The sequence below is a fragment of the Streptomyces sp. ISL-10 genome, assembly GCF_018614575.1.
Classification (GTDB): Bacteria; Actinomycetota; Actinomycetes; order Streptomycetales; family Streptomycetaceae; genus Streptomyces.
This window is the reverse complement of sequence record NZ_JAGGOJ010000005.1, coordinates 124,264-148,429: the sequence shown is the minus strand read 5'-3', so window position 1 is coordinate 148,429 and position 24,166 is coordinate 124,264. Positions and strand designations below refer to the sequence as shown.

Here is a 24,166-nt window from a genome sequence, read left to right as displayed (position 1 = left end):
GATGAGCACGACCACCGAGACGGCCGTCGTGAATTCGTGGAACGAGTGGGACACTCTGCGCGAAGTCGTCGTCGGATCCGCAGCCGGCGCGAACTTCGAGCCGACGGAACCGGGCAACCGGCCGCAGATGCGCGGCAGGGAAGCCGTGCCCTTCCCCAGCGGGCCCAAGCCCGCCGAAGCCGTCGCCCGGGCCGAGGAGGAACTCGCCGCCCTCGTCTCCCTGCTGACGTCGCAGGGCGTGGTGGTGCGCCGCCCCTCCGCGCACGACTTCGGCCGTTCCGTGCGCACGCCGCACTTCGACGTCGAGAACCAGTACTGCGCCGTGTGCCCGCGCGACGTGATGATCACCATCGGCAACGAGATCATCGAGGCGACGATGTCCCGCCGCGGCCGCTACTTCGAGTACGAGCCCTACCGCAGGCTCGTCTACGAGTACTGGGAGGCCGATCCCCGCGTCACCTGGACCGTCGCCCCCAAACCGACCATGGCCGACGCCATGTACCGGCAGGAGTTCTGGGAGTGGCCGCTGGAGAAGCGGCACGCGCAGATGCATTCCTCGGAGTTCTGTGTCACCCAGGACGAAGTCGTCTTCGACGCCGCCGACATGAGCCGGTTCGGCCGCGACATCCTCGTCCAGGAGTCCATGACCACCAACCGGGCCGGCATCCGCTGGCTGAAGCGGCATCTGGAGCCCAAGGGATTCCGGGTCCATCCGGTGCACTTCCCGCTGGACTACTTCCCCTCCCACATCGACTGCACCTTCGTCCCGCTGCGCCCCGGGCTGATCCTGACCAACCCCGACCGGCCCCTGCGCGAGGACGAGACGGCGATGTTCCGGCAGAACGACTGGAAGTTCGTCGAGGCCCCGGAGCCGGTGCTGACGAACGACCAGATGCCGGCCTACTGCCAGTCGTCGAAATGGCTGTCGATGAACGTGCTGAGCCTCTCTCCCACCAAGGTCGTCTGCGAGGAGCAGGAGAAGCCCCTCCAGGACCTGCTGTCGAGCCTCGGCTTCGAGGTACTGACCGTGCCGTTCCGCAACGTCTTCGAGTACGGCGGCTCCCTGCACTGCGCCACCTGGGACATCCGCCGGGACGGCACCGAAGAAGACTTTTTCCCCTCCCTGTCGTACGACCCGGCGGGCTGAGGACGAAGCGAAGACCATGCCGAACCGTCCTTCCGCAGACTTCCGGGGCACCGTGCACGCCCTGGTGGAACGGCACGGCCGTGGCACGCGCGCGGAGTTCCCCGCGATGGTCCACGGAACACGTCGGGTGAGCTACCGCGAACTCGACGAGATGGCCGTGCGTGTGGCCGCCGGGCTCCGCCGATCCGGAGTCCGTGACGGCGGTTTCGTCGGAGTGCTCATGCCGCGCTCCCCCGAAGCCGTCGCGGCCATGCTGGGAGTCATGAGCACGGGTGCCGCCTATGTGCCGATGGACCCGGCCGATCCGCGGGAACGGATCGCGCACGTCATCGGCACAGCGGGCATCGAGGTGGTCGTCACGGCGGAGACCCCGCCGCCGGCCGCCTCCGCGGCGTCCGTGCTCATGCTGTCCGAGGGATGCCGTCCGGTGACCGACGGGCGGCCCGTGGAGCACGCCCCGAGGCCCGCGTACGCGAGCGCCCCCTCCGCGCCCGCGTACGCGATCTTCACCTCCGGGTCCACGGGGGTGCCGAAGGGCGCGGTCATGACCCACGCGGCGCTAGTGAACCTGCTGACCTGGCACGAACGCGCCCGTCCGCACAGCGGTCGGCAGCGCACTGCCCAACTGTGCGCGCTCAGTTTCGACTTCTCCTTCCACGAGATCTTCTCGACCCTGTGCTCCGGCGGCACCCTTGTCTTCGCGGACGAGGAGAGCCGGCGCAATCCCTTCGCGCTCGCCCGCTTCCTCCGAGACGAGCGGATCGAGCGGATCTTCGCGCCGGTGCCCATGCTGGAGCAGCTCGCCCGTGCGACGGAGGAGTCCCCCGTCGAACTGCGGCTTCGTGACGTCGTCACCACGGGCGAGCAGCTGCGCATCACCGGCCCTGTGCGGCAGTTCTTCCGCGACGTCCCTGCCCGGCTCCACAACCACTACGGCGCCACGGAGTTCCAGGACGCCACGACCTGGACTGCGACGGGAGATCCGGAACAGTGGCCGGCCATCGCCCCGATCGGCCGCCCGATCGACGGCGTCCGGGTCCACGTCGTGGATCAAGGCCTCCGCGAACTGCCCCCGGGCGACGACGGCGAGCTGTGCATCGCCGGGGCCGGGCTCTCGCAGGGCTACCTCCGGCAGCCGGAACTGACGGCACAGCGGTTCGTGCCCAATCCGTTCGGGCCCGGCCTGCTCTACCGCACCGGTGACCTGGCCCGGCGCCGACCCGACGGTGTCCTGGAGCACCTGGGCCGCATGGACACCCAGATCAAGGCACACGGCGTGAGGATCGAGGCGGGGGAGATCGAGACCCTCCTCCTGCAGCATCCGCAGGTCGCCGACGCAGCCGTCCTCGCCCACGAGATCGACGGACGCCGGCTCCTGGTCGCCCATGTCGTCCCCTGTGCCGGGCTGGACACGGGCGAAGCGCCGCATCTGCTGGACGCGTTCCTCGCACCCAGGCTGCCGCGCCGGATGCGCCCGGAGGCGTATGCCTTCCTGTCCGCCATGCCGCTGACCGCCAGCGGGAAGACGGACCGGTGCCGGCTGCGGCCCGTCGACGGAGCTCTCCACGCACCACTCGCCCCGGAACTCGACGACGGCAGCTTCCTCATCGCTTTCGCGCAGGCCCGGGCGGACCGGCGCTGTGACCTGGTCACCGCTTTGATACGCCGGAACACGATGCGGGTTCTCGGGCAGACGCCCGAGCCGGACAGCGATCTCTTCTCGCTCGGCCTCGACTCGCTCTCGGCAATCCTGCTGAGACAGGCGCTGCAGGACGCACTGCAATGCGAGCTGGACCAGGCGGTTGTTTTCCGGTATCCGACGGTGAATGCGCTGGCCGGTCATGTGGTGAGCCTGCTCGTAAATGAGAGCGGGAGTGACGGGGAGGATGAAGGGTGATGGAGAATCGGCGGACAAAGCTGATCTGCCTGCACCACGCCGGAGGAAGCCCCTCGGTATTCGAGCCGTGGGTCCGTGCCGCGCCCGAGGAATTGGACGTCATCGCCCTGGAGCTTCCCAGAAGCCAGGACAGCGCCACCCGGCGGCTGTATGGAACAACCGAAGAGCTGGTTCCCGTACTGGCGGAAGACGTGGCTGAAAAAGCAGCCTGCGACGACTACGTACTGTTCGGTCAGAGTATGGGAGGATTGCTCGCCTATCTCGTGACGCGTCACTTTCACGAGCGCATGGGACCGCTGCCCGAAGCGCTTGTGGTGGCGGCCTATGCCGCTCCTCATATTCCCTGGCGGGATCCCACCGATCCTGACGCCCCGGACGGCGAGCTGGTCCGGCGGCTGCATGACATCGGTGGTGTTCCGGACTGGTTGGCCGCCCACCCGGAGTGGCTGTCCCCCTTCCTCGGCCTGGTGCGTGACGACGCCAGACTGTGCGGCTCATACCGCCATGTACCGCAGTCGAGCAGGCTTCCCGTGCCGGTGCGCGTGTTCGGCGGAAATCGAGACATCCTCGTTCCCGAACAGGCGCTCCGGGCCTGGGCGGAAATCTCCGACGATGTCACCGTGGACGTCCTCGACGGTGGCCATTTTCTCGTCTCGGAAGATTTCGGCCACCTCCGGAAGTATGTTTTCGGTCTGGCGATGAACGGTCGGACCGGTGTCGGCTAGGATGTCGCGCACTGTCATGGCTCGTGCAAGCGAACAGGAGTGCACATGAATTCCAAGAATTCCCTCGGGAGCTTCAAGAAGATTCTCGGCATTGTCTTCATCGCGGCCGGTGCCGTCCTCGCAGTTTTCTTCTGGGACGTCCACGTCAAATGGTTCCAGGGCGGGCACGTCGGGCTGCTGCTCATTCTTCTGGGAGTCATGGATCTGTGGGAGGACTACAGGTCGTCCAAAGGGAAGAAGAGCAAGAGCATCATGGACGAACTGCGGGAGGAAATCGGCAGTCTCGACCCGAACCGGAAGCGACACGACGATGAACGACACTAGGGAGTGCCATGGCTGAATTCGACCGGAGCGAGGCAGGCAAGGCGCGCCGGGCCAAGCTCTTCGTCATCGCGACGGGGACGCTCTCCACCGCCCACTTACCGTTCTGGCTCAACTGGTTGTCGGCCAACCGCCCCCACTTCGCAGTGACCGTGGGGCTCACCGAATCCGCCAGGAACTTCGTCAGCCCGACGGCGCTGGCCGCGCTGACGAAGTCGCCCGTCGCCGCCAACTCGTGGAACGCCCCCTCAGGCGAACTCCGGCCGGTCCACACGGAGATCGCCACCGCCTACGACGGGATCCTCGTCTATCCCGCCTCGGTGTCCTTCCTCTCCGGCCTCGCCTCCGGCTCGGGAGCATCGCCGTTCCTCCTGGCCGCGCTCGGCACCAAGGGGCCCGTGGTCATCGCCCCGTCCTTCCCGCCCGGTGTCGCCGACAACCCGATCATCGGCGACGCCCTCGCCCGGATCAGGAGCGTGCCCAACTACCACATCGTCACGCCCCGCAAGGGCAAGAGCCGCAGCCTGGACACCGAAACCGACGTCGCCGCCCCCCTCTGGGACGCGATCGGAATCTACGAGTCGGCTGTCGACGCGGCCACCCAGAGCGCGAGCGCCTGAGGAGGCCGCAATGGAGCACTTCTTCTACACCTTCGCCGACCCCCGCGCCTACGACGACATCGCCCGGTGGCACGCCCGCCCCGACGACCCGCGCTTCCGCCGGACCCGCAAGGGTCCCGTGCCCCTGCCGGAAGGCGCAGGCCGGCACCACTCCCGGCACGGCATATGGACCGTCTGCAAGCCGGACGGCGAGCCCGTGCGCGGACAGGGCTGGAAGATCCACGTGGCCGTCACCCCGGACACGTTCCCCGCCCTGCTCGACACCGTCGCGCAGTACTGCGTCCCGCGCGGCATGCCCTTCAAATACCTCGCCCGCCACGAGTACGCCTGGCTGGTCAACGCCAAGTACGCGCCGCGTCAGGTCAGCGGAAAGGGCATCGTCCTCTACCCGGCGGACGAGCAGCAGTCGCTGGCCACCGCCGAGGAACTGTCCACCCTGCTGGAAGGCGTGCCCGGGCCACGGATCCTGTCGGACCTGAGGATCGGCGAGAGCGTGGTGCACGTCCGCTACGGCGCGTACTCGCGACGCTTCTGCCGCACTGCCCAGGGCAGGATCTCCCTGGCTCTGGAAGACCCCGACGGCCGGCTCGTGCCGGACGCGCGGTCGGTTCCCTTCCGGGCCCCCTCGTTCGTCACCGTGCCCGACGCGTTCATGCCGCCCCCGCCGGACGGAAGCGGCCCGGTCCCCCCGTACCGCATCGACAAGACCCTGCACTTCTCCAACAGCGGCGGCGTCTATCTCGCCACCCACCTGACCAGCGGCCGCGAGGTCGTTCTCAAGGAGGCCCGGCCGCACGCCGGGTACGACATGGTGGGCGGCGACGCGGTCGCACGGGCCGAGGCCGAGTACCAGGCGATGCTCCGCTTCTCCGGCCTGCCGGAGATCCCGGAGGCCTATGAGCAGTTCACCTGGCAGTCCCACGTCTTCACCGCGATCGAGTACATCCGGGGCACCACGCTGCAGGAGTGGGTTGCCGCGAACCAGCCGTTCCTGCTGCGGGAGAACCCCTTGGAGCCCGCGCACCCCGAGGTGGTCCGCGCCTACCGCGAGAACGTCGAAGTCATCATGGGCCGGGTACGCGCCGCGATCACCGCCATCTGGGAGCGGGGCCACATCTTCGGGGACATCCATCCCGGCAATGTGATGGTCACCCCCGACCTCGACGTCAAGCTGCTCGATCTGGAAGCCTGCGTTCCTGAAGGCGCCGACCGGCGTTTTCCCGGCGCCCCGGGGTTCAACGACCCGGCGAAGACGGGTCGCGCCTCCGACGAGCACGCACTGCGCCTCCTGGAACTCTCCTGCTATCTGCCGCTCACCCACCTCGTCCCCATGGACGACACCAAGCTGTGGCAGCTGCTCGACGTGTGCCGGGCCCGGTTCGACCTGCCGCAGAGCTGGGCCGATCGCATCGCGCGGACCTGCGCGCCGCCGATCGCCGCACGGCCTGCGGCCGCCGTGCTCACCACCGAATCCGGCCACCTCGACCACCACTTGGGCTTCACGGCCTGGTCGTCTCAGATCGTGGCCGGGCTCCGGGCAACGATGAGCGTCGACCGCGTCGACCGCCTCTTCCCCGGGGACCACACCGGATTCTCGCTGTCGCCCGTGGCCCTGGCCACCGGCTCCGCCGGCGTGCTGTGGTCCCTCCTCGACACCGAGGGAGTCGAGGACGACGGTCTCGTGGACCGGATCGCCGACTGGACCGTCACCCACGGACACGCTTCGGCGGACCGGCTCGAATGCGGGCTCTACGACAGTGAGTTGGGCGCCGGATACGCCCTGTGGCACGCCGGCCGCCGCCAGCAGGCCGCGGAACTCGTGGACACCGCGCTGGCCAAGGACCGCAGCCGCACCGGCCTGAGCCTCTTCAGCGGCCTCGCCGGCATCTACCTGGCCGCCGCCGAACTGGCCCGCGCGGACGCCTCGCCGGTCACGGCCTCACAGGCCGAGGAGATCGGCGCGGAGCTCACTCACCGCGCCACGGGCCTGCAGGCACGCCTGCAGGCCGCGGAGAGCACCGACGCCTCGCAGTACGGACTGATGCACGGCGTCGCGGGAACCGCCCTGGCCGTGCATCGCCACGGCCTCGCTGTGGGTGATGCGGACGCGGTCCGGCTCGCCCGGAAGCTGATGGAGTTCGAGTTCGCCGCGTATGTCCGGTGCAAGGACGGCTCGTTGCAGTTCAACGAGGCGGACCGGCGCACTCTCGGATACCTCGAAGTGGGGTCGTGCGGCAGCGCGCTGGTGCTGGCGGAGATGGCACGCCACGAGGCATGGGCCCCGGCCGGCGCCTCCATACCGGACCTGGTGCGGGCGATGGGCCCTGAGTTCATGGTCCAGTGCGGCTTGTTCCGGGGCAGGGCCGGCTTCATGGCCACGCTCACCTCCCTGGCGCAGGCGGGACACGAGGAGCATGTCGTCCCCCTCGTCGACCGCCACGCGGGCCAGCTCGGCCTGCACGAGATCCGGTACCGCGACGGTGAGCTGCACTACCCCGGCTCCGGCAACTTCAAGCTCTCGGGCGACCTGCGGACCGGAGCCGCGGGCGTGCTCACCGGCGTCGCCTTCGCCACGGGCCGCCGCGACAGCTGGCTGCCCGGCGTGCTGTGAGCTGCTGCCCCCTCTCGTTCCCCACCGGAAGGCACCCGTGGACGTACTCGGCCGGATTCTGCCGCTCGCCCTGCTCGACACCGTCAGCGTGTCGACCCTGGCGATCCCGGTCTGGTTCCTTCTGACACCCCGCGACCTGCGCATCGGCAACGTCTGCCGGTATCTGCTGCTCGTCGGGGCCGGATACCTGGCACTGGGGCTGCTCCTGCTCGGCGGGCTCGCCGCGGTCAGGGACCCGCTCGTCGACGCCGTCCGCTCACCCGCAGGCGACGCCGCGGTGGCGGCGGTCGGCGTGGTGCTCGTGCTCATCGGGCTCTGGTACGGCTTCGTCAAGCGCACCACGGCCGATTCCGGTCGGCTGACCCGGTGGCGCGAGGCGGCGGTCGGCCGGGAGGCGACGGCACGCGGCGTCGTGACCGTCGCTCTCGTCGCCGTCGCCCTGGAGATCGCGACGATGTTCCCCTACCTCGCCGCCGTCGACGTGCTCGACCGCAGTCGCCTCCCCTGGGCGGAACAAGCCGCGCTGCTGGCTCTCTACTGCCTGGTGATGGTCGCCCCCGCGCTGCTGGCGACCCTCGCACGGCTGGTCGCTGGGCAGGCCGTGCTCCCGGCCCTGACCTGGCTCGACTCCTGGATCAGGAAGAACGCGCGGGAGAACACCGCATGGCTCTTCGGCATCGTCGGCGTCCTGCTGCTGTCCACCACGACGCTCTACGAGCGAGGCATGCACCACCTGTCCGGAAACTGAATCTCCGTGGCCAGAGCCAGGAAGGCGGACGTCATGGCCGCAGACATCCCGGGATCCGGCGGGATGCCCGGCAAGCGCACCTCCCGGCCGCTCGGCGGGCTGCTGGCGGCCATGGCGGTGTCGCTCTCCGGCACGGGCGTCGCGGCGATCGCCCTGCCCTGGTTCGTGCTCGTCACCACCGGCAGCGCGGCACAGACCGGACTGGTCGCCTTTTGCGAGATGACCCCGTACGTGCTGGTCAAGACGCTCACCGGGCCCCTGGTCGACCGGGCCGGACCGCGCACCGTCTCCTGGACGACGGATCTGGTCAGCGCGACCGCCGCTGCGGCCGTCCCCCTGCTCCACGCCCTGGATCTGCTCTCCTTCCCGGTGCTGCTGGTCCTGGTGGCGCTGATCGGCGCGGCCCGCGGCCCCGGCGACCTCGCCAAGGAGGTCATGGTTCCCGAGGCGGCCGAGCGCAGCCGGGTGCCGCTGGAGCGGGCCGCAGGCCTCTCCGGCGTGATCGACCGGCTCGCCGCCACCGTCGCCCCGGCGGTCGGCGGCTCCCTGGTGGCGCTGCTCGGCCCGCTGACCAGTCTCGCGGTCAACGCGGGCTGCTTCGTGCTCGGATCGGTGATCATCGGCCTGACGTTGCCCCGTGGCATGGGGCGGGCGACCGAGCCGGACCGGCTCTCGGACAGAGCTGCGGAGCCGGGCTACTGGCGGCGGTTCGGCGAGAGCTTCACCTTCCTGCGCGGCCAGCCGCTGCTGCTCACCATCGGCGTCATGGTCGCGATCACCAACCTGCTGGACGCCGCGTTCACCACCGTCCTCATCCCTGTCTGGGCCGAACAGTCCGGCAGCGGACCGGCGGCGATCGGCCTGCTGGGCAGCACGATGGGAGCCGCGGCGGTCGCCGGGAGCCTGATCGCCGCGGCGGCCGCCCACCGGCTGCCGCGCCGAGCGGTGTTCTTCACCGGCTTCCTCCTCGCCGGTGCGCCGCGCTTCCTGGCCCTCGCCTTCGACGCGCCACTGGGAGCGGTGCTGGCCGTCTTCGTGGTCAGCGGCCTCGGGGCGGGCTTCCTCACCCCGGTGCTGGGAGCGGTCCTCTTCGAACGAATACCGCGCCGGATGCTGGGGCGGGTCAACGCGCTGGGTGACTCGCTGGCCCGGGTCGGCATCCCTCTGGGCGGCCTGATCGCCGGAGCCGCCGTGACCTCCGTCGGTCTCGTGCCGGTGCTGCTGACCGGCGCAGTCGCGTACTTCCTGACCACGACCCTGACCGGGCTGCGGAAGGAATGGCGCGAGATGGACCGCACACGCGGACGGGGTGGCGCGGCGGACACCGCGGCCACGACGAACGCCCCGGATGCGACATACGCCCCGGTCACCAGGGCGTGACGGGTGGGGCACACGCTCCTGCCCGTCCAACGTCCTGCTGATCCAGAACGAGCGGGACGTCTCCGCCCCGCTCGCCGGGGACGGGAAGATGCGGGCTGCCTTCGGCGAACGGGCCCGGATGGTGGTGGTCGACGCGGTGGGCCACGCGTCGTACGTCGACAACGGCACTGCGTGCGGGGACGAGAGGGTGACCCGTTCTCTGCTCAGGGGAGAGCGGCCGGCGGGGGGCGTCCCTGCGCGTCCTGACCGGGCTCCCGCTCGTTCGGGCCCCTGTGCGAAGGCCGGCCGGCTGGGCTCGGCGCATGCGGCGAAGAGCGTGGCCGGGCGGCCGAGGACTCGTCAGACGTCCGGGCCGCTCCCCGCCGCCCGGCGGGTCGAGCGGAGCTGCCTGTCAGTCGGTGGCAGCCGGACTGGGCGTGTTCCCAAGGTCCGGCATGGCGTCGGGTAGGACGGGTGGGCAGGCCGAGCGAGCGTAGAGCGTGACCTGCCCGCCTTTGAGCTCGACCCGTTGGCACTCGGCGAAGTCACGCTCCAGGACCTCTCGCTTGACTGCTTCCCCGGCGTTCGAGTCGAGCGGTTGGCCTTCGGGGTCGCTCAGGACGATGATCCCGTCGGCGTGTGCCAGGCGCTCTCGGATGTCGCCCGGGGGGAGCTCGACACCTTGCAGGGTCCCTGAGGTGCTGGGCCCGTCTTTGAGGGCGACGTCGGTCAGGCCCTTGAACTGGTGGGGGTAGGAGAGCATCCACTCCCGGCGCCGGGCGGGGGCGAAGAGAACGGCGTCCCCGGCTTCGGACAGCCTCTCGACCTCTTTGGAGATGGCGGTGACGTCATCCTTCCTGCTGTCGGGCGTCCTCATCTGGAGAGTGACCGGCAGCATCGCTGTGACGAATGCGGCGACCACGCCGACAGCGCACAAGATGCGGACCTTCCGGTTCTGGAGAAGGGCCGTCTTTCTGGCGTCGTCTGTCAGGCAGGCGACGGTGGTACCGACGAGGAGGGCCCATCCGATGTTGGTGTACAGGACGTACCGGTCCACGTACATGGGCTCGTGGACGGCTGCCAGCAGCAACGTCGCGGTGGGCACGATCGCGAGGGGAAACGCCGGCCCGGTGACATCGGCGTGTCGTCCCGGCCGGGACAGGTAGGCCGCGCAGGCCGAGGCGGCGAGGGCGACGCCCGCGATCTCGAACCACTCGCGCGGTTCGGGGCCGCCGATCCAGGAGACCTGGCCCGACTGACTCATGCTGAGGACGGCGAGCGGCAGCAGGCCGATGAGCACGCCGGTGGCGCTGACGGCGAAGTGCCGCCGGATCCTGGCCGGCGGTCGGGAGCGATACAGGGTGATGCCGTGTGCCAGGAGGGTGAGCGCGGCGAATTCATGCAGCAGCGAGGCCGTCAGCACCGCGAGCGCGTAACAGAACCAACGAGCCTTTGAGGTGCTCTGCATGAGCGTGACGAAGAGGTACGTGGCGACGGCGACGAGCGCGCAGACCATCGCGTACGAGCGCCCTTCTTGCGCATACATCTGCACTTCGGGGGTCACCGCGAAGGCCAGCCCGCTCAGCAGGCCCGCGACCGGACGGGCGGTCAGCCGGAGTGCGGTGACTGCCACCAGTCCTGCCGTGAGGGCCGTGGCGAGCACAGAAGGCAGCCGCATGGTGACCAGGCCGCCCTCCCATACGGCGAAGAGGCCGTGCATGAAGAGGTAGTAGAGGCCGTGCACCGCGTCGGCGTGCTGAAGGAGAGCAGCCGTCTCGGACAGGCTCCGATGGGAAACCTGGTACGTGACGGACTCGTCTCTCCACATGGTGCCTTCGCGGGTGATTCCCCACAGTCCCAGGGCGAGGGACACAGCGGCAGGAGTGAGGCAGGAGACGAGTCTTCCGGTGCGCGGGCCCCGGCCCAGGGCTGTGCGCGGTTCCGTCCGACTCGCCGTCGCCGTCGCCGCGGCCATGGGGTTCCTCTCGCAGTTCGGTGATTCTTCCGTGTGACCTCGCGTACCGGCACCTTCCAGCATGGGCAAGTCAGATTACGTCAGCAGGAGTTGACGTCGACGTGGTCCCGAAGATCCGCATCCCGGCTCAGCGCTCGTCGACGACGCCGGGCGGCATGAACTGTGACATGTGGGCGTGCGCCGCCTCGCGGGTCAGCCCGACGAACGCGACCTCCTCACCCAGGACCTCGGCGAGGACGGCGGCCTGCTCGCGCGGGGTGACCGCGGTGGGCCCGGTGAGTTCGCAGACCTGCCCGCCGTGGTCGTTCTCGCGGAGTGCCACGGCGGGGACCTCCGCGATGTCCGCCGGGTCGACGACGGGGAGGGCGACGTCGCCGAACGGGTCGAAGGCCGTGCGGTCTCCTCGGACCGACTCGGCCCGGGCGAAGGCGTTGGAGGCGAAGCCGCCGGGGCGCAGGATCGTCCACTCGCCTCCCCTCCATGGTGCCCTGTTCATAGGGCGGGCGAGCTGCACTGCCAGGCCTGTGGCCTTTCCGGGGTGCGGGTGGCCGCCGCGCGGGCCTCGGTGGCCAGGGCGTGGACGCGGGCCGGTGGGAGCGTCGGCGGTGGGGCCGTACGGCCGCCCCGGCAGCGGCCGCACTTGCCCGCCACGAGGTCGTCGGCCCGTGCCGGGCCGCCGCATTCGCCGCATTCGAGGATGCGTACGGGCCGGGGCCTGGGCGGCGGTGCGGGCGGGAGCTTGTCGATCAGGCGGCGGCGGGCGAGCGCGGCCGGGTGGTGGACGGGGACCGGGAGCCCTTCCGTGAGGGCGTGCAGCACCTGGCGTTCGGTGGCATCCCGCGCGAACCACTCGTCCACCAGCGGCGCGAGCACCGTGCAGTCGGTGTGCGACAGGGACATCACCGGGTTCTCGCGGCCCAGCGCGGCCAGCAGGACGTACGCCCGCGAGCGCGTGGGCCTGTGCGTCTCCACCGGTACGTCACCCCGCTGGTACGCCGCCCACCACGCGTCGTCCCGGGCCGTACGGCTCCACCAGGTGCGGGTCACCCACCGCGAGCTGCCCGAGGGGTCCTGGACCGACTCCAGGCCGCGGCGCAGATGACCGGCCGTGATGAGGAAGTTGAGCGCCTTCCCGACCGCCCACTGACCGTACGGCGTGTGCTTGGCGAGCGTCTTCACCGAGATGTCGCTCTGGTCCGGCAGCCGGTCGATGTACGTCGCCACGGCCGCCTCGCGGGGACGAAGATGCGTGAAATCGTCCTCGCGGCGAGGGCGTTGGCCGGGGACGGATCGCTTGCCGTAGCCGGGGTTGGCGAGCGGATGCAGGGCAGCACTAAAGTGGCTGTCAGCCATGGATCGAGTCTCTTTCGATCTCGTTGGTGAGACCCCCGCAGGTGTTGGTAGCACCTGACGGGGGTCGTTTCGTTCGGTTATCGGAACGGTAGAGCGCGATGACGCTCCGTGGCAAGTCGGTCGCCCGATGTCAACTCGCCGGGGCGGGTGGGTGGGTTGTGGCCCGTCCACCCATTCCTTTCAAGGGCGCTCGAATCTCGGCACTTGAGCTCCGGGACGCCCGGTCACGCGTCCTTGAGGTCCGTGACGAAGGCCGACCAGGCGGCGGTGGGGAACGTGAGATGGGGGCCGTCGGGGTTCTTGGAGTCGCGGACGGGGACGACGCCGGGGTGGCCGTCAGCGACTTCGAGGCAGTTGCCACCGCTGCCGTCGCTGTACGTGGACTTGCGCCAGGTGGCGACCTCCACGCAGTCCCCGCCGCTGCCGCCGCTGTAGCTGGACTTCTGCCAGACGGCCGCTGTCAGGTCGTACTCAGGGCTGCTCGTCTTCATATGCGTAATCCTCCGCCACTGACTCGAGCAGGGCCAAGGATCTTTCCGGCGACAGTGCGCTGGCCCCGATGAGATCGTAGGTCAGTTGATGGCGCGTGACGGTGGCCGGATCGTCCTCCAACTGGCCTGCCCCCGGGCCTTGTAGGTAGACCAATGGGGGCGCGTCAGGGAAGGTCATCAGCTTGAGAGCGCCTTCCTGCGCCGCATGCGCTCCCGCGTCGAACGGCAGCACCTGCACGATGACCCGGTGCCGCCGGGCCAGGTCGGCCACATGTCGCAGCGCCTCCGCCATCACGCCAGGGCCGCCGACCTGCCTGCGTAACATCGCCTCGTCCAGTACCGCCCACAACAACGGCTTTGTTGGATCGGTCAGCAGTCGCGAGCGATCCAGCCTCGCCTCGACGAGTTCGTCGATGACCCCTTCCGCGGCCGTGGGTCGATACGCCCGGAACACCGCCCGCGCGTACGCCTCCGTCTGCAAAAGGCCCGGGATCAGCTGTGGCGCGTACTCCTTGATGGTCTCCGCGACCGCTTCCGCTTCCGCCGCCTCCGCGAAGTGGTCCGGATAGCGGGACTTGTTGGACGCCTTGCAGTTGCGCGTGAAGAAGTCGTCCGTGCCCAACACCTCGTCCAGTCGGACCGCGTGCTCCGGGAGGATCCGGCGCGTACCCGACTCCATCTGGCCGATGTAGGAGCCGCTCACGAACAGCGGCTCGCCCAGTTCGTCCTGGGTGAGGCCGGCCTTTATCCGTGCGTGGCGCAGCTCCGCGCCGAGCAGCGCCCTGGGAGACGTTGACGGGTCGAGGTCCTTGGGTCCGGGCATAGGCATCTCCCTGATCGACAGGTCGCGTTGTTGGGCCGCCGTCTCTTCCCAGGCTAGCGGCGGACGGACACGCTGGGTGAGGAAAGTGAACACTCAGTGGTGGAGGTGCCGGTCATGGGGCTTGTGCGTTCGGCGGAGCGGCTGCGGGCCGCCGAGGAGGTGATCGACCAGCTGAGGCACGGGCTCGACGTGGTGTCGGTGACGCTTCCGTCCCTGCGGGTCGACGTCGTCTCGCTCGCGAGCGAGATGCCGTATCCACTGGTGGACCTGGGGCGTTGCAACCTGGACACCGCACTGCGGCTCGCGGCCGTGCTGCAAGGGCTGGAGAGGTGACCGTTCCACGGGGTGCGTACGCCGTCGACATCCGGGACGGGCGGGTGGGGGTCGTCATGGGGCGGGTCGGCCCGTACGTACAGTTACGGCCGCCGGGCGGGGGCCGGGAGTGGGACTGCCCGCCCGGGGACCTACGCCCGGCCCCGCCCGGGGAGGTCCTGCGCGCCCGGGTGCGGCAGCGGAACGCGGAAGGGCGGCTGCCGTAGCGGCCGGGCGGCGGAAGCGGTCAGGAGTCGCGCCAGAGATGTGCCGGTTCCGAGGACGGTCGCGAACTGCTCTGCCGCGTTTTGGCGTTGGCCCCGGGTTCCGGGCGGGCAGACGCGACGGCGACCAGCACGTAGGGCAGGGCCAGCAGGGCGAAGACCACGCCGTGCGAGACGTGCGGGGACAGCGCCGCGTAGGCCCCGAACGCGGCCAGGGACGCCAGGTTCGTGCCGAGACCGGTCAGCGAGGTGACCGTCGCCCGGCTCGGGCCGGTGATCGCGGCCTGGAGGCGTACGTCGGCGAGCACGTCCGCCAGTTGGAACACGAGGAACGCGGCGCCGATCAACACGAAGCCGGCGGGCGCGCCCGACAGTGCGCCCGCCGCGAGCGCGGCCGCCGCGGCGGCGACCAGCGCGCCGAGAGCACGCGCGGAGAGCCGTTCGCCCGCCGTCACCAGCAGCGAGCCCAGCGTCACGCCGACCCACACCACGAGCACCAACAGCGGGACGGTCTCGGCCGCAACGCCCGTGGAGGCGGCCAGCAGTGGCACGTACTCGTCCAGCGCACCCCACACCGAGGTGATCACGACGGCCGGCACCATGGCGCGCCGGACCGGCCGGCTGCCGCGCACCTCGTTCAGGCCCGCGCGCAGCGTCGCCAGGTAGCCGGGCCGGCCGGCTCCTTCGGGGCCTTCAGGGACTTCGGGGGCTTCCGCTCCTTCGGGGGCTTGAGGTTCTGCGGCTCCTTCGGGGGCTTCGGGGGCTTCGGGGCCTTGAGGTTCTGCGGGGTGCGAGGCGTCGCGGTGCTCGGGCAGCGTCGCGCCGACCGTCGCGCACAGCAGGCAGGAGCCGATGCTCACGGCCCACAGCAGGGTGTGCCCGCCGACGGCGAGGGCGGGGGCCGCGGCGGCGGTGGCGGCGGCCGTCGCGCCCATGCTCACCGCCGCCGCCCTGCCCATGACGCGGCCGTAGCGGGAGCCCGAACCGAGCCGGGCGAGTTCGTCGTGGACCAAGGCCTCCATGGCGCCCGAGCGCAGGGCACCGCCCACCGCCCACAGCGTGAAACCGGCGGCGTAGGCGGCGTACGACGGCGTCACGGCCCACAACGCGAACCCGGTGGCGGACAGCAGCGGGCCGACGACCATCATGGCCCGGCGCGAGACGGCGTCGGCCCACACGCCCGAGGGCACCTCCACCAGCAGGCCGACGACGCACCAGATGGCGAAGAGGGACGAGATCTCGGCCGTGGTCAGGCCGTTCTCGGCGAAAAGCAGCGCGTACACCGGGTAGAGCAGGACGAAGTCCTCAAGTCCCGCGTAGGCGTAGAGCTTTCGCGTCAGGGCGCGGACATGCGGGTCGGACGGGCCGGGCGGGCAGGGCACAGCGATGAGCATGGTGTGTGGTCCTTCTGGAGAGCGGACGGGGACGCCGGGTGCTCACCCGCGCGGCGGCCCTCGACAGTCCGCTCCTGGACCTGCTGCCGTGGATCAATGTCGTCGTCGGCTCATACGGTCGAGGGTACGCCGATGGGGCGCGAGGGCCCAGCGCTTTCCGTTGCTCCTGCCATGTCCGGAGCCTCGTTCTCATGTGCGGTCGGCCCGTGGGGAGTTGACTCTGTCCCGAGATGCAGAAAGATCGTCCCGCAGCATCACTCACGGCAGCGTCACTCACCGAAGGAAGGACACGGCGTGACTTTCGGGGGACAGGGCCCGCACCCGACGTGGCAGCCGAACGGGGGGCAGCCTCCGCCGCCGCACCCCTATATGCCGCCGCCGTACGTCCCGCCGCCGTACCGGCCGCCCGCCACCTCGCTGTGGCAGCGGTTCCGCGAGGACGAGTGGCCGCCGCTGCGGGAGGTGATGCGGCGGATTCCGCTGCCGGGCTGCGTCTGGGTCGCGATCCTCTTCTGCGTCTGGCCGGCGCTGTTCCTGTTCATCTGCTACCCGCTCGCACGCTCGGCCCGGAAGAAGGCCCGGAGGGTCTTCCCCGCGAACGCCCACCGCCGCATCCAGGACCCGGACGTCATGCGCGTGCAGAAGTTCCGCGCCTGGATCGCGCTCGCCGCGTCCTTCGCGATCCTGGTGGCGTACGGCACGGAGGCGGACTGGTCCGAGGTCCAGGACCAGGCGCTTTTCCGGCTGGCCGTCACCCCGTGGCTGCTGCTGCTCACGGCCCCCGTCGTGATCGCGGTCCTCTTCCGTCTCGCGCCCGCGCACGCGCGGGCGGGGATGCGCGCGCGAGTGCGCCCCGCGGTCCGCTTGGCGCTGCGGTACTTCGGCGCCTTCACGGCGGTGCCGATCCTGTTCGCCGGGGTGATGTTCCTCAGCCAGGCGCTGCCGGACGGCGCGCTCAGCACGCTGCTGTCCTTCGCCCTGCTCCTGCCGGTCCTGTGGGTGCTCTTCTTCGTCGCCTTCGCCTCGTCGACGGTCGTGCGGGGCGCGTTCAACACCGCCGAGATCCACGCCGCGCTCCCCGCCCTGCTGACGGGTGTGCTGGTGTGGGAGCTCGCGGCGATCAACCTGGCGACGGCCGGCATGCCGCCGGGGCCGCCGCTCCTTCAGATCTGCGCCGTGATCGGCGGGCCGGCGTCGGTGTCGGCGGTGGCGAGGTGGGAGGTCGTCCGCCTGCGCAGGCGGTACGGCGTGACTCTGCGGTGACGACTCGGTCCACTTCCGCGCAGGACACCCCCTGGCCCCGCACCGCAGTCACCGCAGCTCGTCTCCACGGTCGCCGGCGGCACGGGCGTGAACATGCGCACCCACCGGCCGGTCGCCAAGCCGTGGGTCGGGCCGGGGGCGTTGGCGTCCGGAGCCGTTCGCGACGGGGGAGCTGTTCGCGACGGGGGCGTTCGTGGGTCATCCGCGGGTGAAGGTGCCCAGGCCGTTCTCGTCGAGGCGCTCCACCCGCACCTCCGACGCCTTGTCGCCGTCGCCGACGGTGAACGTGACTCCCGTGCGGCCGACCGCGTTCTCGCCCACCGTCTCGAAGCTGAACGTGTCCCCGTCGTAGTGGGTGAGGACGAACCGCATCGGCTTCGGGCCCAGGTTCAGCGACAGCTCGCCGTTGTCGGCGGTGACCGTCAGCGGGCCGTAGTAGTCGTTGCGGTACGTGCCGGTGTACGCGTCGTCGGCCTTGGCGGCGGACGCGTCGCCGGGCGGCTTCGTGTAGTCGGTGGGGGAGCGGCCCTCCGCCTCCTCCTTCTCGTAGACACCGCCGATCAGGGGCAGCCAGTCCTGGGTGGGCCTGCCGTGCTGCGCGGTGTCGAAGAAATTGAGGGCGACGGAGTCGGCGAGACCGACCGGCTTGCCGTTGGTGAGGACGACGATGCCCAGTTCCTCGGCGGGCAGCATCGTCACATTGGTGTTCGCGCCCAGGCCGAAGGCGCCGGAGTGGCTCAGCCGCAGGCGGCCCTGGTTGTCGTAGCCGACGTTCCAGCCCAGGCCGTAGAAGCCGGTGCGGGCCGCGGGGCCGTCGGGAGGCTGGGAGACGATCTCGGGCACGTGGGTGCGCTGGAGCTGCTCCGCGGGGACGATCTGCTGGTCGCCGAGCTTGCCGTCCGCGAGCTGGAGACGCAGCCACGTCGCCATGTCGCGGGCGGTGGAGCTGACCCCGCCCGCCGGGGACTGGGCGTCGGCGTCGCGTACGAACTTCGCCTCCCAGGTGCCGTCCGCGTTCTCCACGTGGGTGGCGGCCCTGTTCGCCGCCTTCTCGTAGTCGGCGAAGGAGGAACTGGTCGAGTTCATCCCGGCCGGTCCGTACAGCGATTCCTCCGCCAGCTTCTCCCAGGTCGTGCCCTTCGCGTCGGCAACCGCCTCGGCGGCGGCCGTGACACCGAAGTTGGTGTACGCGTAGCTCGCGCGGAACGGCGACAGGGGCTCGAACCGCAGATGCCCCAGGATGTACTGCCGGTCGTAGCCGAGGTCTTCGAGCAGGTCGCCCGCGTGGTCGGGCAGGCCGCTGCGGTGCGACAGCAGATCGGCGACCGTCACATGGTCGGTCACCCACGGGTCCTCGAGCGCGAAGTCGGGCAGATGCCGGGTGACGGGCGTGTCCCAGGCGATCGCCTTGTCGCCCACCGCGTCGGCGACGACGGTCGACGCGAGGGGCTTCGACAGGCTCGCGATCTGGAACACCGTGTCCGGCGAAACCGCGCCCGGCTTTCCGACCTCGCGGTCGCCGAAGCCCTTCATGTACACGACCCGGTCCTCGTGGACGACGGCCACGGCGACGCCCGGGACACCGGTCCTCTCCATGCCCGCCCGGATCTGCCCGTCGAGCTTCGCGACCGCGTCGGCCACCTGCTGGTCGGTGAGCAGCGGGGCGGTGCGGGACGCGGGGTACGACGTGAGCCCTGTGGACGCGGTGGACCGGGGTCGAGGTTCTGCCGCCGCCGTCGCCGCGTACGTCACCACCAGCACAGAGGCCAGACCCGCCGCGGCATACGCGCGGGCCCTGCCTCTGCGGTGCCTTCCGACTCGTCGGACACCCATGCGTTCCATTCAACGTCCGGCGGCGGCCTCTGTCGCGGGGAGGCACGCGCCGGGCAGCGGGCCGCCCGGCTCCGACCGGCGGACCCACAGCAGCGCGGCCGCGCCCACTGCCGCCGCGCCGACCAGCCACGGCGGCGGGCCCGACGGCAGGGCGCCCGCGAGCACGCCCGCCAGCGCGCCGACCGACTGGAGCGCGAGGGACTGCACGGACAGGGCGGTGGCGCGGACGGTGCCGTCGACGCGGCGGTGCAGCAGGTCGTTCTCGTTCGGACCGGCCGCACCGAGACCGAGGTAGACCAGGCCGTAGCCGAGGGCGGCGAGGGCGAGTGCGGCCGGGCCGTCGGACGCCGCCGTCCCGAGCAGCATCAGTCCCGCGGCGCTCACGCCGATGCTCGCCAGCACCGCGTGCTCACCGCTGCCCGTCAACCGGGCGGCCGACGGCGAGATGTGGCTGCCGATCGCGGTGCAGACGAACCCCGTGCAGGCGAGCGCGGCGAACAGCACGGCGCCGGACTCGGACGCGCCCGTCAGGTCCGCGGCCCGGCCGGGAGTGAGCAGTTCGACGGTGGCCAGCCCGGCGCCGGCCGCACCCGCCGTCAGCAGGACCCGCCGGATCAGCGCGTCCCCGGTGCCCAGGCGCAGTCCGCCGAGCACGGTGGCGGGCACACCGCGGAGCACCGCGCGCAGGGTGGTGCGCGGCCGGGGCGGCTCGGGCAGGGCGGTCAGCACGTACGCGGTGTAGCCGACGCCGACGGCCGTGCCGAGCAGGGCCGGAACGGACAGCGGCAGCACCAGGCCGGCGGTGGCCTCACGCAGCCGGGCCCCGGGATCCGGGCCGAGGCCGAGCAGCAGCGGCAGCGCGCCACCGAGGAGCGTCCCGGCGGCCAGCGCGGCGGCTGATGCGGTCCCCGCGCGGGCGAGCCCGGTGCGCAGCTCGGCATCCGGACCCGAGTGGGCCTGGACCGTGTCGACGTACCAGGCCTCCGCGGGGCCACTGGACAGGGCGCGGCCCGCCCCCATCAGGAACATGGCGGCGACCAGCGCCCAGACGGTGGTGCCGAGGGCCAGCGCGGTGAGGGCGGCGAGATTGAGCACTCCGGCGGCGGCGAGGACGGGCCGCCGTCCGACGACGTCGGACAGGCCGCCGGTGGGCAGCTCCAGGGCGGAGACGGTGAGGGAGTGGACGGCGAAGAGGCCGGCGACGACGGCGAGACCCATGCCGCGCTCGGTCAGGAGCAGGACCTGGGAGGGGATGTAGAGGCCGACGGGCAGCCAGAACAGGAAGGTGACGGCGGTGAAGCGGCGGCGGGCGGAGCGGGGGTCGAGCGTCATGCCCCGCCCGCCCCGAGGCGTTCCTGCTCGCCTCCGTGGCCGGCCATGCGCGGCGGGTGCGTGAGCGCCCTGAGGGCGGCGGCGTCGTGCGCCGGGTCGAGGACGCGGTCGCGGCGTGAGGTGGGCATGGCGAGAGCGTATGCGCCCGCGGGGTGGACCGGGCGTCGTGCTCTTGGCGATGTCGGCCGCGTTGCGGGGCCCTGCCCCGGGCCCCGCTCCTCAATCGCCGGAGGGGCTGGATATGGCCCGTGCTCGGCCCCGGCCGGGTGGACCCCTGTGTCCTCCGCGAGGTCGGCCGGGTTGCGGGGCTCTGCCCCGGGGCCCCGCTCCTCAAAGCGCCGGAGGGGCTTGATCGGGCCCGATCCTCAAGCGCCGGAAGGGCTGAACTCGTCTCCCTGCTCGGGCCCCCGCGGGGGGCAGTGGGACAGGGCCGCGCGGAGGTGGCCTGCCGAGGACATCAGCAGCGACGCCGCCCGGGGCGCGTCAACGCCACCCAGAATCATCAGGATCGCGTTCTTCACCTCGCCGTCCGTCGCCTCCAGTGCCGCCTCGATCTCCTCCTCCCGTGCTCCCGTCGCCAGCGACACGATCCGCCGCGACCTCGCCCGCAGCTTGTCGTTCGACGCGCGCACGTCCACCATCAGGTTCCCGTACGTCTTGCCGAGGCGGATCATCGTGATCGTCGAGATCATGTTGAGCACCAGCTTCTGTGCCGTGCCCGCCTTCAACCTCGTCGATCCGGTGAGCAGTTCGGGGCCCACCACGACCTCGATGCCGTGCTCCGCCGCGGCGCCCAGCGCGCTCGCGGCGTTGGAGGAGAGGCCGATCGTCAGCGCGCCCAGCGACCTCGCGTGCTCCACCGCACCGATCGCGTAGGGCGTGCGGCCCGACGCCGAGATGCCGACCACCGTGTCGTCCCCGGTCACCTTCAGCGCGTCCAGGTCCGCCGCGGCCAGCTCCTTGCTGTCCTCCGCGCCCTCGACCGCCGTGAACATCGCCGCCGGGCCGCCCGCGATCAGGCCCGTGACCTCCGACGGGTCCGTATTGAACGTCGGCGGGCACTCGCTGGCGTCCAGGACCCCCAGGCGGCCCGCCGTGCCCGCGCCCGCGTAGATCAGGCGGCCGCCGCGGGCCATGCGCTCGGCCGTGGCGTCGATCGCGTCGGCGATGACGGGCAGTTGGGCGGCCACCGCGGCGGGGACCGTCTCGTCCTCGCCGTTCATGATGCGTGCGATCTCCAGCGTGGGCAGCCGGTCGATGTCGGCGAGCTCGGGGCGGAACGCCTCCGTCGTGAGCGTGGCGAGCTGGGCGCGGAGTTCACCGTAGGTGGAGGTCATGAGGAGCGGCTCTGCTTTCTCGGGACGTACGGCGTGTGGGGGGTCAGCGCGTGCGCGGGCTGTGGCGGTGCGCGAGTGCTTCGTACGAGGCGGCGAGGGCAGGGGCCGCCGACTCGTACGTCCGCTGTGCCACACCGATGAACAGGCAGTCGATGACGAGCAGCTGACTGGTGCGCGAGGACATGGCGGCCGGGCGCAGCTCGCTCTCGCGCGCGGTGGACGTCGTCAGGATGTGGTCCGCGTACTGCGAGACGGGCCCGTCGGGGCGTCCGGTGATCGCGATCGTCGTCGCGCCCCGGTCGAACGCCACCCGCAGCGGCTCGATCACGTCCCCCGTCGATCCGGAGTGTGTGATGGCGATGGCCACGTCGCCGGAGCGCAGCTGCACCGCATTGGTCACGGCGAGGTGCGGGTCGGCGTGCGCGTGCGCGATCAGGCCGATGCGCAGCAGCTTCTGGGCGAGGTCCATGCCGACGAGGGAGGACGCGCCGACGCCGTAGATGTCGATGCGGCGGGCCGTGGACGCGGCGGCCACCGCGGCGCCGAGCTGCACGGTGTCGAGACCGGCGGCGGTGTCGGCGAGCGTCTGCTGTTCGTCGTACGCGAGCTTGGCGACGACGTCCCCGATCGGGTCGTCGACGGCGATGTCGGTGGTGATGGCGGGCGCGCGGCCGGATTCCTGGTGGGCGGCGAGACCGGCGAGCGCCAGGCGCAGGTCGCGGTAGCCCGGATAACCGAGGAGGCGGGCGGTGCGGACCACGGTCGCCTCGCTCGTGCCCGTGAGCTCGGCGAGTCCGGTGACCGTGAGGGCGGCGCAGCCGGCCGGATCGTCGGCGACGGCTTCGGCGACCCGCTGCATGGAGCGGGTCATGGACGGCGAGAGTGTGCGCACCTTCGCCGCGAGTGCGGCGGGCGGCGGGACCTCCCGGGCGCCGGGCGCGGTGGGGGAGGGCGGCCTCGCACTGTTGAAACTTTCCTTCACTGTATTGGTCACATCTGAAAGATATTTTCGAATTTCGGGTGTCGTCAAGACCCGGCGACAATGGGGGCATGGACGAGACGAACCCGCTGGAGCAAGCCCTGCATGCTGCTCGCGCGCTGGTGCTCGCCGACCTGGCCGCCCGTGACGTGGCGGATGCCGGCGTCGTCTCGCTGGTCGAGGAGGCGGTGGCGCACCGCCGTTGGTGGGCAGAGCAGTGGCCCGAGGGCATCACGTACGTCGCGGGGCTCGTCGCCCAGGACGTCCAGGACGCGCTGCTGGAACGGCACGGCCGCTGGCCGCTGTGCCCGGTCTGCGACGCGGGCGATCCGCACGCGCTGGAGATCGAGCCCGAGCTCGGGCCGGATCCGCACTGGGTCTGCGGCAAGGCCGGGGTCGTGGTGGCGCCGGTGGGCGGGCTGTGGTGACGGTCTACATCGACCCGCCGAGCTGGCCCGGCCACGGCCGGATGTGGTCGCACATGGTCAGCGACGTGTCGTTCGAGGAGCTGCACGCCTTCGCCGAGTCGATCGGCTGCCCGCGCCGCGCGTTCGAACGCGACCACTACGACGTGCCTTCGCACCGGTACGCGGACGCGGTGGCGGCGGGCGCGGTCGAGATCGGTTCCAAGGAGCTCGTCCGCCGCCTCACGGATGCGGGCCTGCGCAGGCCCAAGAACCGCCCGTCCGCATAGGGCCCCGCCCGGTCGGGCGTGACCGTGCCGACGCCCGTCGGCTCACGATGCGGCCAGCAGCTCCAGCTCCACCGTGAGGTTGTGGCGGGCGGGCTCCTCCCACTCACGGACGCCGTACGGGGTGTGGAACAGGCGCGGCAGCCGCAGCAACTGGCGCAGCACCGCGGCCCGCCCGTCGCGGAACGCCTCCTCGGGCACGAACCCGTACTCCTCGCGCACCGCCGCCGCATAGGCCGCGTATGCCTGCGGGGGCGCGGCCAGGATGGCCAGGTCCGCGTCGCACAGGACCTGGCCGTTGCTGTCGTCGGCGGCCGGGTCGTGGGTGACGGTGAGGCGTACGAGGCGGGCGACCTCGGCGGTGGCCTCGGTGCTCAGTCCGGCTTCGGGCAGGGCGCGTTCGGCGATCCGGGCGGAGCGCTCCTCGTTCTCCGAACGGTCCGGCAGATACACCGCGTCGTGGAACCAGGCGGCCAGCCGCACGAGTTCGGGATCGGCGGCGTAAGCAGCCAGGGTGTCGACATGGCCGAGCACCGCGATCAGATGCTCCGTGGTGTGGTAGCGCCGCTGCGGCTCGGCCCAGCGTGCGAGGAGGTTGTCGGCGTACGGCACGGGGTCGGGCCCGTCCGCTCCCTGCCGGGCGGCGACGAGGGTCCGGGTCCAGCGGGTGCGGAGATCCGCGGCGGCGTCGGTCATGTGCCGACTCTAGAACCGTCGGCGCGGGCCCGGCG

25 protein-coding genes are annotated in these 24,166 nt (G+C 71.2%); 13 read left to right on the top strand and 12 right to left on the bottom strand.

Features of this window, described 5'->3' with window-relative positions; all coding sequences use genetic code 11:
• The first annotated feature begins 1 nt into the window (after position 1).
• Genes J7E88_RS05545 through J7E88_RS36965 form a run of 9 tightly spaced genes read left to right on the top strand, consistent with a single transcriptional unit; the run spans position 2 to position 9,897 of the window.
• Positions 2 to 1,147: a glycine amidinotransferase gene (locus J7E88_RS05545; protein WP_215177890.1), complete on the top strand. Its 1,146-nt coding sequence runs from the start codon at positions 2 to 4 to the stop codon at positions 1,145 to 1,147.
• Positions 1,148 to 1,163: 16 nt separating this feature from the next.
• Positions 1,164 to 3,044 (top strand): amino acid adenylation domain-containing protein, encoded by a 1,881-nt coding sequence (locus J7E88_RS05540; protein ID WP_215177886.1) that lies wholly within the window; start codon positions 1,164 to 1,166, stop codon positions 3,042 to 3,044.
• On the top strand, positions 3,044 to 3,769 hold the full coding sequence (locus J7E88_RS05535) for a thioesterase II family protein (protein WP_215177885.1): 726 nt from the start codon (positions 3,044 to 3,046) through the stop codon (positions 3,767 to 3,769). The genes J7E88_RS05540 and J7E88_RS05535 overlap by 1 nt, the downstream gene beginning before the upstream one ends.
• Before the next feature lie 45 nt (positions 3,770 to 3,814).
• Positions 3,815 to 4,093, top strand: a complete 279-nt coding sequence (locus tag J7E88_RS05530) for a hypothetical protein (RefSeq protein ID WP_215177884.1) — start codon at positions 3,815 to 3,817, stop codon at positions 4,091 to 4,093.
• Positions 4,094 to 4,101: 8 nt separating this feature from the next.
• Positions 4,102 to 4,710 (top strand): flavoprotein, encoded by a 609-nt coding sequence (locus tag J7E88_RS05525; protein ID WP_215177883.1) that lies wholly within the window; start codon positions 4,102 to 4,104, stop codon positions 4,708 to 4,710.
• Positions 4,711 to 4,720: 10 nt separating this feature from the next.
• A complete protein-coding gene (gene lanKC / locus J7E88_RS05520) occupies positions 4,721 to 7,321 on the top strand; it encodes a class III lanthionine synthetase LanKC (protein ID WP_215177882.1) in 2,601 nt (866 codons plus the stop codon).
• A 37-nt stretch (positions 7,322 to 7,358) separates the two neighbouring features.
• Positions 7,359 to 8,069 carry a GAP family protein gene (locus J7E88_RS05515; RefSeq protein ID WP_215177880.1) on the top strand — a complete coding sequence of 237 codons (711 nt, stop codon included), beginning with the start codon at positions 7,359 to 7,361 and terminating at the stop codon, positions 8,067 to 8,069.
• A gap of 33 nt (positions 8,070 to 8,102) precedes the next feature.
• Entirely contained in the window at positions 8,103 to 9,449 is a 1,347-nt protein-coding gene (locus J7E88_RS05510) for an MFS transporter (RefSeq protein ID WP_215177873.1), read from the top strand.
• Positions 9,418 to 9,897 (top strand): alpha/beta hydrolase, encoded by a 480-nt coding sequence (locus J7E88_RS36965; protein ID WP_215177871.1) that lies wholly within the window; start codon positions 9,418 to 9,420, stop codon positions 9,895 to 9,897. Before J7E88_RS05510 ends, J7E88_RS36965 begins: the two co-directional genes overlap by 32 nt.
• Here J7E88_RS36965 and J7E88_RS05500 read toward each other — a convergent pair.
• From J7E88_RS05500 to J7E88_RS05480, 5 genes are all read right to left on the bottom strand, one after another.
• Positions 9,841 to 11,301, bottom strand: coding sequence for a glycosyltransferase family 39 protein (locus tag J7E88_RS05500; RefSeq protein ID WP_308307316.1), 1,461 nt, complete (start codon positions 11,299 to 11,301; stop codon positions 9,841 to 9,843). The two genes, J7E88_RS36965 and J7E88_RS05500, sit on opposite strands and share 57 nt — an antisense overlap.
• 229 nt (positions 11,302 to 11,530) lie before the next feature.
• A complete protein-coding gene (locus tag J7E88_RS05495) occupies positions 11,531 to 11,899 on the bottom strand; it encodes a hypothetical protein (protein WP_215177867.1) in 369 nt (122 codons plus the stop codon).
• Complete coding sequence (locus tag J7E88_RS05490) at positions 11,896 to 12,756, bottom strand: hypothetical protein (protein ID WP_215177866.1); 861 nt, start codon at positions 12,754 to 12,756, stop codon at positions 11,896 to 11,898. Before J7E88_RS05490 ends, J7E88_RS05495 begins: the two co-directional genes overlap by 4 nt.
• A gap of 224 nt (positions 12,757 to 12,980) precedes the next feature.
• Positions 12,981 to 13,247: a DUF397 domain-containing protein gene (locus tag J7E88_RS05485; RefSeq protein ID WP_215177865.1), complete on the bottom strand. Its 267-nt coding sequence runs from the start codon at positions 13,245 to 13,247 to the stop codon at positions 12,981 to 12,983.
• Positions 13,228 to 14,070 carry a helix-turn-helix transcriptional regulator gene (locus J7E88_RS05480; protein WP_215178191.1) on the bottom strand — a complete coding sequence of 281 codons (843 nt, stop codon included), beginning with the start codon at positions 14,068 to 14,070 and terminating at the stop codon, positions 13,228 to 13,230. Before J7E88_RS05480 ends, J7E88_RS05485 begins: the two co-directional genes overlap by 20 nt.
• A gap of 114 nt (positions 14,071 to 14,184) precedes the next feature.
• On the opposite strand from J7E88_RS05480, the gene J7E88_RS05475 reads away from it, so the two are divergent.
• Positions 14,185 to 14,403, top strand: coding sequence for a hypothetical protein (locus J7E88_RS05475; protein ID WP_215177864.1), 219 nt, complete (start codon positions 14,185 to 14,187; stop codon positions 14,401 to 14,403).
• 226 nt (positions 14,404 to 14,629) lie between these two features.
• On the opposite strand, the gene J7E88_RS05470 is transcribed toward J7E88_RS05475, so the two are convergent.
• Positions 14,630 to 16,000: an MFS transporter gene (locus tag J7E88_RS05470; protein WP_215177863.1), complete on the bottom strand. Its 1,371-nt coding sequence runs from the start codon at positions 15,998 to 16,000 to the stop codon at positions 14,630 to 14,632.
• A gap of 294 nt (positions 16,001 to 16,294) precedes the next feature.
• Between J7E88_RS05470 and J7E88_RS05465 the strand changes: the two genes are divergently transcribed.
• Positions 16,295 to 17,263: a hypothetical protein gene (locus J7E88_RS05465; RefSeq protein ID WP_308307315.1), complete on the top strand. Its 969-nt coding sequence runs from the start codon at positions 16,295 to 16,297 to the stop codon at positions 17,261 to 17,263.
• A gap of 198 nt (positions 17,264 to 17,461) precedes the next feature.
• On the opposite strand, the gene J7E88_RS05460 is transcribed toward J7E88_RS05465, so the two are convergent.
• The 5 genes from J7E88_RS05460 to J7E88_RS05445 form a co-directional block, all read right to left on the bottom strand.
• Positions 17,462 to 19,096: a serine hydrolase gene (locus tag J7E88_RS05460; protein ID WP_251022188.1), complete on the bottom strand. Its 1,635-nt coding sequence runs from the start codon at positions 19,094 to 19,096 to the stop codon at positions 17,462 to 17,464.
• A gap of 9 nt (positions 19,097 to 19,105) precedes the next feature.
• A complete protein-coding gene (locus J7E88_RS05455) occupies positions 19,106 to 20,428 on the bottom strand; it encodes an MFS transporter (RefSeq protein WP_215177860.1) in 1,323 nt (440 codons plus the stop codon).
• Positions 20,425 to 20,556, bottom strand: coding sequence for a hypothetical protein (locus J7E88_RS36715; RefSeq protein WP_285427514.1), 132 nt, complete (start codon positions 20,554 to 20,556; stop codon positions 20,425 to 20,427). The genes J7E88_RS05455 and J7E88_RS36715 overlap by 4 nt, the downstream gene beginning before the upstream one ends.
• Before the next feature lie 237 nt (positions 20,557 to 20,793).
• Positions 20,794 to 21,765: an N-acetylmuramic acid 6-phosphate etherase gene (gene murQ / locus J7E88_RS05450; protein ID WP_215177857.1), complete on the bottom strand. Its 972-nt coding sequence runs from the start codon at positions 21,763 to 21,765 to the stop codon at positions 20,794 to 20,796.
• Between the two features lie 43 nt (positions 21,766 to 21,808).
• The gene (locus tag J7E88_RS05445) at positions 21,809 to 22,759 is read right to left on the bottom strand and encodes a MurR/RpiR family transcriptional regulator (protein WP_215177856.1); all 951 of its coding nucleotides are present in this window, start codon (positions 22,757 to 22,759) and stop codon (positions 21,809 to 21,811) included.
• Between the two features lie 56 nt (positions 22,760 to 22,815).
• On the opposite strand from J7E88_RS05445, the gene J7E88_RS05440 reads away from it, so the two are divergent.
• Both J7E88_RS05440 and J7E88_RS05435 read left to right on the top strand, forming a co-directional pair.
• Positions 22,816 to 23,172, top strand: a complete 357-nt coding sequence (locus J7E88_RS05440; RefSeq protein ID WP_215177855.1) for a hypothetical protein — start codon at positions 22,816 to 22,818, stop codon at positions 23,170 to 23,172.
• Positions 23,169 to 23,438 carry a DUF4031 domain-containing protein gene (locus tag J7E88_RS05435; protein ID WP_215177854.1) on the top strand — a complete coding sequence of 90 codons (270 nt, stop codon included), beginning with the start codon at positions 23,169 to 23,171 and terminating at the stop codon, positions 23,436 to 23,438. The genes J7E88_RS05440 and J7E88_RS05435 overlap by 4 nt, the downstream gene beginning before the upstream one ends.
• Positions 23,439 to 23,480: 42 nt before the next feature.
• On the opposite strand, the gene J7E88_RS05430 is transcribed toward J7E88_RS05435, so the two are convergent.
• A complete protein-coding gene (locus J7E88_RS05430; RefSeq protein ID WP_215177850.1) occupies positions 23,481 to 24,131 on the bottom strand; it encodes an HD domain-containing protein in 651 nt (216 codons plus the stop codon).
• Between the last annotated feature and the right edge of the window lie 35 nt (positions 24,132 to 24,166).

Coding starts and splice junctions, on each gene's coding strand:
- J7E88_RS05545 (WP_215177890.1), top strand. CDS start 2: ATGAGCACGACCACCGAGACGGCCGTCGTGAATTCGTGGAACGAGTGG.
- J7E88_RS05540 (WP_215177886.1), top strand. CDS start 1,164: ATGCCGAACCGTCCTTCCGCAGACTTCCGGGGCACCGTGCACGCCCTG.
- J7E88_RS05535 (WP_215177885.1), top strand. CDS start 3,044: ATGGAGAATCGGCGGACAAAGCTGATCTGCCTGCACCACGCCGGAGGA.
- J7E88_RS05530 (WP_215177884.1), top strand. CDS start 3,815: ATGAATTCCAAGAATTCCCTCGGGAGCTTCAAGAAGATTCTCGGCATT.
- J7E88_RS05525 (WP_215177883.1), top strand. CDS start 4,102: ATGGCTGAATTCGACCGGAGCGAGGCAGGCAAGGCGCGCCGGGCCAAG.
- lanKC (WP_215177882.1), top strand. CDS start 4,721: ATGGAGCACTTCTTCTACACCTTCGCCGACCCCCGCGCCTACGACGAC.
- J7E88_RS05510 (WP_215177873.1), top strand. CDS start 8,103: ATGGCCGCAGACATCCCGGGATCCGGCGGGATGCCCGGCAAGCGCACC.
- J7E88_RS36965 (WP_215177871.1), top strand. CDS start 9,418: ATGCGACATACGCCCCGGTCACCAGGGCGTGACGGGTGGGGCACACGC.
- J7E88_RS05495 (WP_215177867.1), bottom strand. CDS start 11,899: ATGAACAGGGCACCATGGAGGGGAGGCGAGTGGACGATCCTGCGCCCC.
- J7E88_RS05490 (WP_215177866.1), bottom strand. CDS start 12,756: ATGGCTGACAGCCACTTTAGTGCTGCCCTGCATCCGCTCGCCAACCCC.
- J7E88_RS05485 (WP_215177865.1), bottom strand. CDS start 13,247: ATGAAGACGAGCAGCCCTGAGTACGACCTGACAGCGGCCGTCTGGCAG.
- J7E88_RS05480 (WP_215178191.1), bottom strand. CDS start 14,070: ATGCCCGGACCCAAGGACCTCGACCCGTCAACGTCTCCCAGGGCGCTG.
- J7E88_RS05475 (WP_215177864.1), top strand. CDS start 14,185: ATGGGGCTTGTGCGTTCGGCGGAGCGGCTGCGGGCCGCCGAGGAGGTG.
- J7E88_RS05470 (WP_215177863.1), bottom strand. CDS start 16,000: ATGCTCATCGCTGTGCCCTGCCCGCCCGGCCCGTCCGACCCGCATGTC.
- J7E88_RS05460 (WP_251022188.1), bottom strand. CDS start 19,096: ATGGGTGTCCGACGAGTCGGAAGGCACCGCAGAGGCAGGGCCCGCGCG.
- J7E88_RS05455 (WP_215177860.1), bottom strand. CDS start 20,428: ATGACGCTCGACCCCCGCTCCGCCCGCCGCCGCTTCACCGCCGTCACC.
- J7E88_RS36715 (WP_285427514.1), bottom strand. CDS start 20,556: ATGCCCACCTCACGCCGCGACCGCGTCCTCGACCCGGCGCACGACGCC.
- murQ (WP_215177857.1), bottom strand. CDS start 21,765: ATGACCTCCACCTACGGTGAACTCCGCGCCCAGCTCGCCACGCTCACG.
- J7E88_RS05440 (WP_215177855.1), top strand. CDS start 22,816: ATGGACGAGACGAACCCGCTGGAGCAAGCCCTGCATGCTGCTCGCGCG.
- J7E88_RS05430 (WP_215177850.1), bottom strand. CDS start 24,131: ATGACCGACGCCGCCGCGGATCTCCGCACCCGCTGGACCCGGACCCTC.